Here is a 12,697-nt window from a genome sequence, read left to right as displayed (position 1 = left end):
GAGATAACGATGGCTCGAAAGCTGGATAGCTTACCGCAGGCGCAACGCGAGAAAATAGAAACCGATTTGCTGGCCATCAGCGTGATCTACAACGAGCGCTACGGCATCGCCTCGACCCAGACGGAAACAGAACAACAGATCCCCGATCACCTGCTCCCCTACTTTCATCAGCGGCTGGATTACTATCGCCGTGCGTAATTGCGCGCATTTCGCTAACCGCCGCTTGGCATCGCTCCCCACGCCGTTACAATAGAGGCATATTGTATCCGCCACTGAAGAGACGCGATTTTGAGCAGCAAGGCAACGGCCACATTTTATATTCACGATTACGAGACCTTCGGCAAGAGCCCGTCGCTGGACCGCCCGGCGCAGTTCGCCGGCGTGCGCACCGATATGGATTTCAACATTATCGAAGAGCCGCTGGTCATCTACTGCGCCCCGGCCGACGATTACCTGCCGGAACCCGAGGCGGTGATGATCACCGGCATCACGCCGCAGGTGGCGCGCGCCAAAGGCGTTAACGAGGCCGAGTTCACCCGCCAAATCCATCAGGCCTTCAGCGTGGCCGGCACCTGCATTCTCGGTTACAACAACATCCGCTTCGATGACGAAGTGAGCCGCAATATCTTCTATCGCAACTTCTACGATCCCTACGCCTACAGCTGGCAAAACGGCAACTCGCGTTGGGATCTGCTGGATGTGATGCGCGCCTGCTACGCCCTGCGCCCGGACGGCATCGTCTGGCCGGAAAACGAAGACGGTTTCCCCAGCTTCCGCCTCGAACACCTCACGCACGCCAACGGCGTCGAACACACGCAGGCTCACGACGCGATGTCAGACGTATACGCCACCATCGCCATGGCCAAGCTGGTTAAGCAGGCGCAGCCGCGGCTGTTCGATTTCCTGCTGCAGCACCGCAACAAGCACAAACTGAACGCCCTGATCGACGTCGCCGAAATGACGCCGCTGGTGCACGTCTCCGGCATGTTCGGCGCGGCGCGCGGCAACACCAGCTGGGTGTCGCCGCTGGCCTGGCACCCGGACAACAAAAACGCGGTGATCATGTGCGATCTCGCCGGCGACATGACGCCGCTGCTGACGCTGAGCGCTGAGCAGCTGCGTGAACGGCTCTACACCCGCCGCGACGATCTGGCGCCGGATCAGACGCCGGTGCCGATCAAGCTGGTGCACATCAACAAATGCCCGGTGCTGGCGCCGGCCAAAACCCTGCTGCCGGAGAACGCCGAGCGGCTGGGCATCGATCGCCAGGCCTGCCTGCAAAATCTGCAGCTGCTGAAACAGCACCCGGAAGTGCGCGAGAAAGTGGTGGCACTGTTCGCCGAAGCCGAGCCGTTCAAAGGTTCCGAGGACGTCGACGCCCGCTTGTACGACGGTTTCTTCAGCGACGCCGACAAGGCGGCGATGAGGATTATCCAGCAGACCAAGCCGCAGAACCTGCCGGCGCTGGATCTGGCCTTCAGCGACGGCCGCATGAAAGAGCTGCTGTTCCGCTTCCGCGCGCGCAACTATCCGAATACGCTGGACGACGCCGAGCAGCGCCGCTGGCTGCAACACCGCCAGGAAACGTTGAGCGCGGAGCGCGTGCAGAGTTACCTGCTGCAGCTCGAATCGCTGTATAACCTGCACGAAGGCGACAAAGAAAAAACCGCCCTGCTGAAAGCGCTGTTCGATTACGGCAAAGAGTTGGTGGGATAAAACCCGCAGCAAGCAGAAAAGGAAAAGGCCGCGAAAGCGGCCTTTTTTGTGGCTGAGGAGACGGCTCGCGCTTAGGCGGCGTCTTCGCTCGCTTGCGGCACCGGCAGACGGAAGCTGCGGGTAACGAAGGCCAGGTAGATCAGACCGATGGCCGCCCAAACCAGGCCCAGCGTCATCGAGCTGGCTTCCAGGTTGATCCACAGCGCGCCGACGGTCAGTGCGCCCATCACCGGCAGGATCAGGTAGTTGAACGTGTCCTTCACGGTGCGGTTCATCTTGTCGCGAATATAGAACTGCGAGATCACCGACAGGTTGACGAAGGTGAAGGCCACCAGCGCACCGAAGTTGATCAGCGCGGTCGCGGTCACCAGGTCAAACGACACCGCGGACAGCGCGATGGCGCCAACCAGCAGCACGTTCAGCGCCGGGGTACGCCACTTCGGATGCACATAGCCGAAGAAGCGAGTCGGGAACACGCCGTCGCGGCCCATCACGTACATCAGACGCGAAACGCCCGCGTGCGCCGCCATGCCTGACGCCAATACCGTCACGCAGGAGAACACCAGGATCACCGACTGGAAGAACTTGCCCGCCACGTACAGCATGATTTCAGGCTGCGACGCGTCAGGATCCTTGAAGCGCGAGATGTCCGGGAAGTACAGCTGCACGAAGTAAGACACCACGATAAAGATGATGCCGCCGATCAGCGCCGTCAGGAAGATGGCTTTCGGGATCACTTTCTCTGCGTCTTTGGTTTCTTCGGACAGCGAGCTGATGCCGTCGAAGCCCAGGAACGAGAAGCACAGGATGGTCGCGCCGGTAATCATCGGCACCACGTGAGCGTTATCGGACCAGAACGGGCGGCTGCTGACCAGCGTACCGGCGCCTTCGCCGTGGTAAACGCCGTTGATCACCAACCCCAGGAACACGATCATGATCGCCACCTGCACCACCACGATGATGGAGTTCAGGTTGGCCACCAGCTTGATGCCGCGCAGGTTGAAAATCGTCATCAACCCGACCAGCACCGCCACGAAGATCCAGGACGGGACGCCCGGGAAGATCGCTTCCAGGTAAATCTTGGCCAGCAAAATGTTGATCATCGGCATGAACAGGTAGTCCAGCAGCGATGACCAGCCCACCATAAAGCCGACGTGCGGGCTGATGGCTTTCTGGGCGTAAGTGTAGGCGGAACCGGCGGAAGGGAACTTCTTCACCAGCTTGCCGTAGCTCAGGGCGGTAAACAGGATCGCCAGCAGAGCGAAGGCGTACGCGGTCGCGACGTGACCATCGGTCAGGCCGGATACGATGCCGAAGGTATCGAAGATGGTCATTGGCTGCAGATAAGCCAGACCCATCATCACTACCGGAACTAATGTCAGGGTTTTACGCAGCTGAGTGCGCTGAGCCGGAGCGGCGTTAAGGGTGTTATCGGACATTGTTCAGCCCCCCCTTACCTTGAGCCTTGCGGATGGCGGACACGCCAAGACTTAAGGTTGCGGGGAAACTTCGCAACGAGCGACTTAATTCTAAAAGAAGGGGATTGTAAGCTGGATAACGGGTCGAGGTAACCTCGGCTGCTCCATAGTCGCTGCGGCCACAGCGGAAACCGGCGGGCACCGGCGCTAAAGTGAAAAATTGCCCCATCTTTCTAATCCTCATGAGTCACGACCATAAAGTTTTGTTTGATCGTGCACGAAACTATTTATCTATCCGGATCGGTGTCCGGCCTCGCTTGGTGTATGAAACGCTACGTTGGTAAAACTTAATGCAAAAAAATAACCGACGCTTTCAAAACGTCGGCTATCTGCATTTGAGATATTTTGCACCAGAATGCCTCCGGATGACAAGATCCGGAAGCCCTCAAATACAAATTCTTTTTGTCGATCGAACGGAAAACCAGCCCGGCAGGCGAATTAATCCGCTACCGGCAGGCCGGTCGCCCGCACATACTTCTTACTTTATACGCCCATTCAGGCATTTTTCAACATCCAGTCGATCTCGGTTTCCGTCACCCGCCGTTCAAACTGCAGCAATTCGTCCGTCTTGCAGGCGTGATAAACCTGGGTGAAACGCTCGCCCAGATAGTGGGTCAACGCATGCTGATGTTCAAACTCGTACAGCGCATCGCTCTGGCGGATCGGCAGCGGCAGCCCCTCCTGCTCCAGCCCGTTGCCGGTCACCGGCTCAGGCAACGGCAGCGCGTTGTCCAACCCGTACAACATGCCGGCCAGGATCGCCGCCATCACCAGATAGGGGTTGGCGTCGGCGCCGGCCACGCGGTACTCCACCCGATGATTCTCCGGTTCGCCGCAGGGAATGCGCAGCGCCACGGTGCGATTGTTGTGGCCCCAGGCGGCCTGGATCGGCACATACATCCCCGGTTGGAAACGCCGATAGGCATTGACGTTCGGCGCCAGCAGCGCCATCGACGCCGGCATCAGGGTGATCATCCCGGCCAGCGCCTGTTTCAGCAACGGTGAATCCTCGCCTTCGCCGTCGGCAAACAGGTTGTTGCCCGCCCCGTCCTGCATGCTGACATGCACATGCATGCCGCTGCCGGCGTAATCCTCATAGGGTTTGGCCATAAAGGTGGCGTGCATACCGTGGTTCTCGGCCACCAGCCGCACCAACCGTTTCAGCGCCAGCGCGTGGTCGCAGGCCAGCAAGATGTCGTCGGAATGGCGCAGGTTGACCTCGAACTGCCCCGGCGACGCCTCCGCCACCGCGCCGTCCGCCGGCAGCCCCTGCAGCTTCGCCAACGCGTCGATATCGTTCAGCACCTCGGCGAAATGGTTCAGGTTATCGACGGAGTACACCTGGCTTTGGGTATTGCGCTCCTGAGTGCCGGGCGCACACGGCGGCTGCAAATCGCCTTCTGCGTCGCGCTGCCTGTCGATGAGATAAAACTCCAGCTCTACCGCTGCCACCGGGAACAAGCCGCGCTGTCGCAGCGCCTGCCACACGCGGTTCAGCACATTACGGGGTTCAACGTCAAAGGGAGTGCCATCTTCATCCAGCATGGTCAGCAACACCTGGCCGATATGCTCCGGATCGGCGGCCGACGGCGTCAGCGAACCGGGCACCGGCAGGCAAATGCGATCCGGCTCGCCGAGCTCCTGCCCAAGACCGGTCTCCTCCACCACGTTGCCGAGGATGTCCATGGCGAACACCGACGCGGGGAAGTAGCTGCCTTTTTCCAGTTTTTTCAACCCTGAGACGGGTATGCGTTTGCCGCGGAAGGAACCATTGAGATCGGTGAGAAGGATATCGACATACTGCGTGGCGGGATGGCGTTCCAAATAATGAGCAACCTCATTTTGGAACGCGCTACTTCGCCTCTCTTCATGATGCTGTGCAAAATGTTCAACTGCTGCGCTATTGGTTTGCATACGTCACCCGCCATTATGCTCTTAAGGCGCGTTAGCGCCCGTCCGCCGTTCGATTCAACACATGATTGGATTTCTCGCCAGGTCGCGCCGCTGCCGGGCGCTCAAAATAACATCCACAATATGAAACATAGTATTAACAGAATGGGTTTGCAAATGTTACAATCCTGTTTGATTATTCACCACCGGCTGCTAAATTGATAAAATATTGACCGAAAAGGCCTTGCTGCCATTTTTACGTCAACTATTTCGTCCAACGCACCGAGAGTGAACATGGGCAATATATTTTCCAAACCTGCCCTAACTATCGATATCATGCAGCATCGTTATCGCCCAGACAGGCGCCCGATAACGATATTCATGTCTGCCTGTCGCCCCTACCAGAAGGAAGTACCGCTATGAGCGAAGCCAGCTTGGCACCGGGCAAACGCCTGTCACAGATCCGTCAGCAATTGGGTTTGTCGCAGCGCCGGGTCGCCGAACTGTCCGGGTTAACCCACAGTGCGATCAGCACCATCGAACAGGACAAGGTCAGCCCGGCCATCAGCACGCTGCAAAAGCTGCTGAAGGTGTATGGCCTGTCGCTGTCTGAATTCTTTGCCGAACCGGAGGCCGTCGACGAACCGCGCGTGGTGATCGACGCCGAGGATCTGATTGAGATCGGCAACCAGGGGGTGTCGATGAAGCTGGTGCACAACGGCAGCCCGACGCGCAACCTGGCGATGATGCTGGAAACCTACCAGCCCGGCACCACCACCGGCGAAAAGATCAAGCATCAGGGCGAAGAGATCGGCACCCTGCTGGAGGGCGAGATCGTGCTGACCATCAACGGCCAGAGCTATTGTCTGAGCGCCGGTCAGAGTTACGCCATCAACACCGGCATTCCGCACAGCTTCAGCAATACGTCGGCTCGCGTTTGCCGCATCGTCAGCGCACACACCCCTACCACCTTCTGACCGCTTCTCGCACCGGCGCAGCCTGACGCGGGTTGCGCCCCTGCCCGCCCACGATTTTTTCATCGCCGTTATGCCATTTTGTTGGTTGCCAACGGCGCAATCTATGTTACAACAGAGCAAAACAGCCATCTAAACATCTAAACGGCCTTAACACCCTATGTCAACCGCAACGCCTTCACGCCTCGAGATGCGCAATATCTCGATCGCCTTCGCCGGCTTCAACGCGCTGCAGGACGTGGACTTCACGCTGCAGGGCGGATCAATCCATGCGCTGGTCGGCGCCAACGGCGCGGGCAAGTCGACGCTGATGGCGATCCTCTCCGGCGCCCACGATCATTATCGCGGCGAGATCCTGATCGACGGCCAGCCGGTGGCGATCCACTCCCCGTTGCAGGCGCGCCGTCACGGTATTCACGTGGTGCAGCAAGAGGTCGACGTCGCGCTGATCCCCACGCTGCCGGTAGCGGAAAACATCATGCTGGACTGGCTGAACGAGCCGGGCCACTGGCTGAACTGGGCGGAGCTGCACCGCCGCGCCGTGCAGCTGCTGCAGCAATGGGCGCTGCCGCTCAACCCGCGCAGACGCCTGGCGGACTGCACGCTGGCGGAAAAACAGCAGGTGCTGCTGGCGCGCGCGCTGTCGCACCGCTGCCGTTTTCTGGTGCTCGACGAGCCGACCGCGCCGCTCGATCGCGCCGAGAGCGAGCGCCTGTTTAACGTGGTGCGCCGCCTGCAATCCGAAGGCATCGGCATCGTGTTTATTTCCCACCGCATCCACGAACTGAGCGACATTTGCGATCGGCTGACGGTGCTGCGCGACGGCCGGCGCGTCAGCGAAGACGCCATGCGCGGGCTGAGCGGCGAACAGATCGTCGAGAAGATGCTCGGCCATCGGCTGGACGACATTTTCCCGCCGCCGCGCCCGCCACACCCTGAGCGAACGCTGCTGCAGGTGCAGGGCTTGCACGATCGCCATAAGCTGCGCGACGTTTCGCTGCGGCTGCATGAGGGCGAGATCCTCGGCATCGCCGGGCTGGCCGGGGCGGGCAAAACCGAACTGTGCAAGGCATTGTTCGGCGCCGGCGCCGTGCAGCTCGAGCGCGGCGAACTGCGCGGGCAGCCCTGGGTGCCACGCGCGCCGCACCTGTCGGTCGAACAAGGATTGGCGCTGGTGCCGGAAGAACGCCGCAAAGAAGGCATTTTCATCGACGAGGCGATCCCGATGAACCTGAGCGTCAGCGCCGACGACAGCTTCTCGCGCTGGAGCCTGTTCAGCCGGCGGCAAGAGCTGCGCTGGGCGCGCGAGATCATGCAGCGTCTGAATATTCGCGCCTCCGGCCCGCAACAGCGGCTGGCGCGCCTGTCAGGCGGCAATCAACAAAAAGTGGCGATCGGCAAATGGCTGCGCGGCGACGCCGAGGTGCTGATCTTCGATGAGCCGACCAAGGGCGTGGACATCAAGGCCAAACAGGAGCTGTTCAGCCTGATCGACGGCCTGGCCCGCGCCGGCAAAGGCGTGATTTACGCCTCCGGCGAGTTCGCCGAGCTGATTGGCCTGTGCGATCGCATCTGCGTGCTGTGGGACGGCCGCATCGTGGCGGAATTGAACGCCGCCGACATCGACGAAGAAACCTTATTGCTCTATTCCACCGGAGGAACCCCTGCGTGAGTAAAGAATTTGCCTTGCGGCCTGCGCTGCCCTGGCGCCAACAGCTGTTTGATTTCCTCTACAAGTGGGGCATGCTGCTGACCGTCGCGGCGCTGGTCGCCCTGTTTGGCCTGGCGTCGGACAACTTTCTCGATGCCAACAACATCATCAATATCCTGCGTTCGATCGCCATCGTGACGGTGATCGCCATCGGCGTCTCCATCTCGCTGTCGGTCGGCGGTTTCGATCTGTCGGTCGGCTCGACCGCCTCGCTGGCCAACGCGCTGGTGATTTCGCTGTTCGTCTGGCACGGGTTCGGCACCGCCGGCGCCATCGTGGTGACGCTGTTGCTGTGCACGCTGGTCGGCCTGTTCAACGCCCTGCTGATCGTGGTGCTCAAAATCCCCGATATGCTGGCGACGCTGGCCAGCCTGTTCGTGCTCCAGGGCGTGGCGATGACATACAGCTACGGCGGTTCCATCACCCAAAACATGGTGCTGCCGAATGGCGACATGGCGGAAGGCCTAATCCCGGAGGTGTTTGCCGCCCTCGGCCAGGTGCCGGTGATCGTGCTGATCATGCTGGCGGCCACCGTTGCGGTGCAGCTGTTCCTGTCGTTGACCAAGCACGGCCGCCGCATGTACGCCATCGGCGGCAACCCCGAAGCTGCGCGTCTGTCGGGCATCCGCACCGTACGTTACAGGGTTGCCGCTTACGTCATTTCCTCTTGGCTGGCGGCGCTTGGCGGCATCTTGCTGGCGTCACGTATTGGCTCTTCGCAGGTCAATGCCGGCGGCGGTTATCTGATGGACGCGGTGGCGGCGGCCTATATCGGCTTCTCGCTGGCCGGCGCCGGTAAACCCAATGCGATCGGCACCCTGATCGGCGCGGTGATCCTCGGCGTGCTGCAAAACGGCCTGGTGATGCTGTCGGTGCCCTACTATGCCATGGACATTATCAAAGGCCTGGTGCTGGCGTTGGCGCTGGCCATCACCTACATCCAGAAACGCTGATCCTCCCCGGCGCACGCCCGCTGCGCCGCTTTTCCCTTTAATTCATCCGGTTACCCTTTTCCGTCAGCAGAACAATCATACAAATGATATGAATTATCATTAGCGTTTACATTAAGAAAAAATCCTTACAATACCCTCACGCAACGCTGACGAAGCGAAGTATTTCTCAGCGAACGATGAATAATTTCATCAGAAATTCAATTGGTTAATTACTTTCACTTCAATCCAGGAAAGGTTTACCTCATGGAAACGCCACGTTACAGCAAGCTCGCCGCTCTGGTGATCGCCTCACTCAGCGCCACCGCCGCACTGGCCGCGCCGCAGGACGACACCCAGGACACCATGGTCGTCACCGCCTCCGGCTTTCAGCAAAAAATTCAGGACTCCGCCGCCTCCATCTCGGTGATCCCGCGCCAGCAAATTGAAGATAAAGCCTATCGCGATGTGACCGATGCGCTGAAAGACGTGCCGGGCGTGGTCGTCACCGGCGGCGCCAGCAGCAGCGACATCAGCATCCGCGGCATGTCCTCCAAGTACACGCTGATCCTGGTGGACGGCAAGCGCGTCGACACCCGCGGCACCCGGCCGAACAGCGATAACGCCGGCATCGAACAGGGCTGGCTGCCGCCGATGGAAGCCATCGAACGTATCGAAGTGGTGCGCGGGCCGATGTCTTCGCTGTACGGTTCCGACGCCATGGGCGGCGTGATCAACGTCATCACCCGCAAGACCTCCCGCACCGAGTGGAAAGGCTCGCTGCACGGCGACGCCACCCTCCAGGAAAACCGCGATTCCGGCGATCTGTTCCAGACCAACGCCTACGCGTCCGGTCCGCTGATTGAAGGCCTGCTCGGTGTGCGGGTCAACGGCCTGCTGTCGCGCCGCGCGGAAGATAAAATCGCCAACGGTTACAACGAACAGCGCATGCGCAGCGGCACTGCGGTGTTCACCCTGACCCCGGACGAGAAAAACGAATTCGACTTCGAAATCGGCCGCTCGCTGCAGGATCGCAACAGCACGCCGGGCAAATCGGTGGTAGCGGAACGCTGCAGCAGAGGCAAATGCACGCCGACATCGCGCAGCGAAAGCCTGTATACGCGCACCAACTATGCGCTGACCCACAACGGCTATTACGACTTCGGCAACTCCACCAGCTACGTTCAGCGGGAAGAGACCAACAACCCGGGCCGCAAAATGAAGATGTACAACACCATCTTCAACACCCAGAACCAGTTCGAGCTGGGTGCCCACATGCTGAACCTCGGCGGCCAATACCGCTATGAGAAACTGGGCGACAGTGGCAACCAGCTAAGCTCGGCGCAAGACGTCAATCAGCTGACGCGCTGGAGCTGGGCGCTGTTCGCCGAAGACGAATGGGCGCTGACCAACGACTTCAGCCTGACCAGCGGTATTCGTATGGACCGCGATCAGAACTTCGGCAGCCACTGGACGCCGCGCATGTACGGGGTCTGGCACCTGACCGAACAGTGGACGATGAAAGGCGGCGTCTCCGCCGGCTACAAATCGCCGGATCTGCGCCAATCCTCCGCCAGCTGGGGCCAGGTCACCGGCGGCGGCGTGCGTAAAGGCATCATCGTCGGCAACCCGGATCTGCAGCCGGAGAAGAGCCTGAGCGAAGAGATCGGCCTGATGTGGGATAGCCTGAAAGGCGTCAACGCCGGGGTCACCGTCTTCAACACCGACTTCAAGAACAAGATCACCGAAGTGCGCCGCTGCGAAGACACACCGGATTGCACCATTGGCGGTACGCCCTACGACTTTATCAGCGATCGCGTCAACGTCGACAAAGCCAATATGCGCGGCGTAGAGGCCACCTTCGGCTGGCAGATCAATAAAGACTGGAAGTGGAACGCCAACTACACCTACACCGCTTCCGAGCAGAAGAGCGGCGAGTTCCAGGGCAAGGCGCTGAACCAGATGCCTAAGCACATGATCAACACCGTGCTGGACTGGCAGGCCACGCAAGACCTCAGCCTGTGGTCGCGCGTTAACTTCCGCAGCCGCACCTCAGACTACCTGAGCCGCACGTCGATGGAGACCAGTACCCCGTCCTACACCTTCGTCGATGCGGGCCTGAGCTACCAGGCGGCGAAAAACCTGCAGCTGACCGGCGGGGTCTACAACATTCTCGACAAGACCGTGGATTACGACCACTACCGCACCACGCTGGACGGCCGCCGTTACACCGTCGGCATGACCTACAACTTCTGATGCCCCCGGGCGCGCGCTGCGCGCCCTTTTCATTCCATCACCGTGAGGAAGCTCCATGAAATTACGCCGCTCCCCCCTGATGATCGCCCTGCTGGCCGCGATGGCGCTGGCGGGTTGCCACAGCAAAACCGACGCGCCGGCGGCCTCGGCCACCGTCAACGTCCAGCACCTGAACGGCAGCACCGAGGTGAAGAAACACCCGCAGCGCATCGTGGTGCTGGATTACGCCTCGCTGGAAACGCTGCAGCTGCTGGGCGTCGAACCGCTGGCGCTGCCCGGCAATCGCAAAAACTTGCCGGATAGCCTGAAACGCTATCAGGACGACAAATACCTCAATGCCGGCACCCTGTTCGAGCCGGATATGGCCGTGCTGCGCGCCGCCAAACCGGATCTGATCCTGATCGCCGGCCGGGCGTCCAAAGCCTATGACGAGCTGAACACGCTGGCGCCGACGCTGAATATGTCCGTCGATCAGCAGGATCAGTTGGGCAGCCTGAAACAGCGCACGCTGCAGCTGGGTGAGCTGTTCGATAAGCAGCAACAGGCGCAGGCGGCGGTCGATAAGCTGGATGCGCAGATCGCGGCGGTCAAACCACAGGCCGCCCAGGCCGGACGCGGGCTGGTGGTGCTGTTCTCCGGCGGCAAGATCAGCGCTTACGCCCCCAAGAGCCGTTTCAGCTTCGTCTATGACGCCCTCGGCTTCGCGCCCGCACTGCAGTCCGATGAAAAAGACGTGCGCGGCAACAAGCTGACGCCTGAGCAGGTGGCCAAACTGAATCCGGACTGGCTGTTCATCATCGACAGGGACGCCGCGACCGGGCGGCCGAACGCGGTGGCGCCGCAGAAAATCCTTACCGGCACCGCGCTGAAGAAAACCGCGGCGGTGAAGAAAGGCCAGGTGGTTTACCTGCCGGCGGCCGAGGTTTATCTGTCCGGCGGCATCGTCACCGCTCAGCACGTCGTCGAACGCGTGAGCGAAGCACTGAACCGCGCTGCGCGATAAAAAAAGCCCGGCGATGCCGTAATGCCAATCAGTTAAGCCTTACTGGCATTTTTTATCCGGTCTCTGTAAGCGCCGTGCAGGAAAAATTGCCGTAAATACCCCGAATTTCTCTGTTACCACAATGAACGGCAATTGGAGGGGCCGAAGGCGCGGCCCCTCCACCCGCGCCTTCGCTTAACACCGTCTGTCCGCTACGCGGATACCCTCACCGCGTCTGCGTTATCGGGCGGGTCGGCTGCGACAAACGTCCCTGTTAGTCTCGCCTCAACCGGCCTTCCCTGGCCGGTTGCCCCTGACAACGCCGTCTTGCTCGGCAACCGGTGATGCGCGCCAAAGGTCAACCCCCGTGCTGGCAGCTACCGGGCAACCCATCCTTTATGAGATTATGGCAGAGAAGAGGGATCGGAGATGAGCACGGTATTGGACGCCCTTGAAGACGCCGAACGTAGGCATAGCGCATTAGGCGAAACCGCCATGGACGGCGGTTTCAGGTGAGACAGGCAGGGACGCCTGTCGCAGCCGGCCTCAATGCGGTATGGCGGAGAGAGGGCAGTTGGCAAAGCCAACCGTCTGATAGGGCAAAGGCGCGGGTTGCAAGGGACCGCGCCTACGGTCCCTTGCTCGGTCGAGGCACATGAGTTTCATGGTGCATCTCACATTTATCGACCGAAATACGTCACCAATACCTTCAGAAAAACGCTAACTGACAAGCATTACGGCGATGCCGGGCTTTTTCCTGG

9 protein-coding genes are annotated in these 12,697 nt (G+C 60.3%); 7 read left to right on the top strand and 2 right to left on the bottom strand.

Features of this window, described 5'->3' with window-relative positions:
* Window positions 1-9 precede the first annotated feature (9 nt).
* Together L085_RS12135 and sbcB are read left to right on the top strand one after the other, a co-directional pair.
* Window positions 10-198 carry a DNA polymerase III subunit theta gene (locus L085_RS12135; RefSeq protein WP_004935635.1) on the top strand — a complete coding sequence of 63 codons (189 nt, stop codon included), beginning with the start codon at window positions 10-12 and terminating at the stop codon, window positions 196-198.
* 90 nt (window positions 199-288) lie between these two features.
* Entirely contained in the window at window positions 289-1,716 is a 1,428-nt protein-coding gene (gene sbcB, locus L085_RS12130) for an exodeoxyribonuclease I (protein ID WP_015378509.1), read from the top strand.
* A gap of 71 nt (window positions 1,717-1,787) precedes the next feature.
* Here the strand turns inward: sbcB and L085_RS12125 are convergent, their stop codons facing one another.
* The gene (locus tag L085_RS12125) at window positions 1,788-3,155 is read right to left on the bottom strand and encodes an APC family permease (RefSeq protein ID WP_004935642.1); all 1,368 of its coding nucleotides are present in this window, start codon (window positions 3,153-3,155) and stop codon (window positions 1,788-1,790) included.
* A 534-nt stretch (window positions 3,156-3,689) separates the two neighbouring features.
* Entirely contained in the window at window positions 3,690-5,108 is a 1,419-nt protein-coding gene (locus L085_RS12120; RefSeq protein ID WP_031300715.1) for a glutamine synthetase family protein, read from the bottom strand.
* A 395-nt stretch (window positions 5,109-5,503) separates the two neighbouring features.
* Here L085_RS12120 and puuR point away from each other — a divergent pair, with 395 nt between their 5' ends.
* From puuR to L085_RS12095, 5 genes are all read left to right on the top strand, one after another.
* Window positions 5,504-6,061, top strand: coding sequence for an HTH-type transcriptional regulator PuuR (puuR, locus tag L085_RS12115; protein ID WP_044030833.1), 558 nt, complete (start codon window positions 5,504-5,506; stop codon window positions 6,059-6,061).
* A gap of 157 nt (window positions 6,062-6,218) precedes the next feature.
* Window positions 6,219-7,730: a sugar ABC transporter ATP-binding protein gene (locus L085_RS12110; RefSeq protein ID WP_044030832.1), complete on the top strand. Its 1,512-nt coding sequence runs from the start codon at window positions 6,219-6,221 to the stop codon at window positions 7,728-7,730.
* Window positions 7,727-8,722 carry an ABC transporter permease gene (locus L085_RS12105; protein WP_044030831.1) on the top strand — a complete coding sequence of 332 codons (996 nt, stop codon included), beginning with the start codon at window positions 7,727-7,729 and terminating at the stop codon, window positions 8,720-8,722. The genes L085_RS12110 and L085_RS12105 overlap by 4 nt, the downstream gene beginning before the upstream one ends.
* A gap of 243 nt (window positions 8,723-8,965) precedes the next feature.
* Complete coding sequence (locus L085_RS12100; RefSeq protein WP_044030829.1) at window positions 8,966-10,954, top strand: ligand-gated channel protein; 1,989 nt, start codon at window positions 8,966-8,968, stop codon at window positions 10,952-10,954.
* 55 nt (window positions 10,955-11,009) lie between these two features.
* The gene (locus L085_RS12095; RefSeq protein ID WP_044030828.1) at window positions 11,010-11,957 is read left to right on the top strand and encodes a siderophore ABC transporter substrate-binding protein; all 948 of its coding nucleotides are present in this window, start codon (window positions 11,010-11,012) and stop codon (window positions 11,955-11,957) included.
* Window positions 11,958-12,697 lie beyond the last annotated feature (740 nt).

It is taken from the genome of Serratia sp. FS14, from assembly GCF_000695995.1.
Classification (GTDB): Bacteria; Pseudomonadota; Gammaproteobacteria; order Enterobacterales; family Enterobacteriaceae; genus Serratia; species Serratia nematodiphila.
This window is presented reverse-complemented; position numbering and strand designations above follow the sequence as displayed.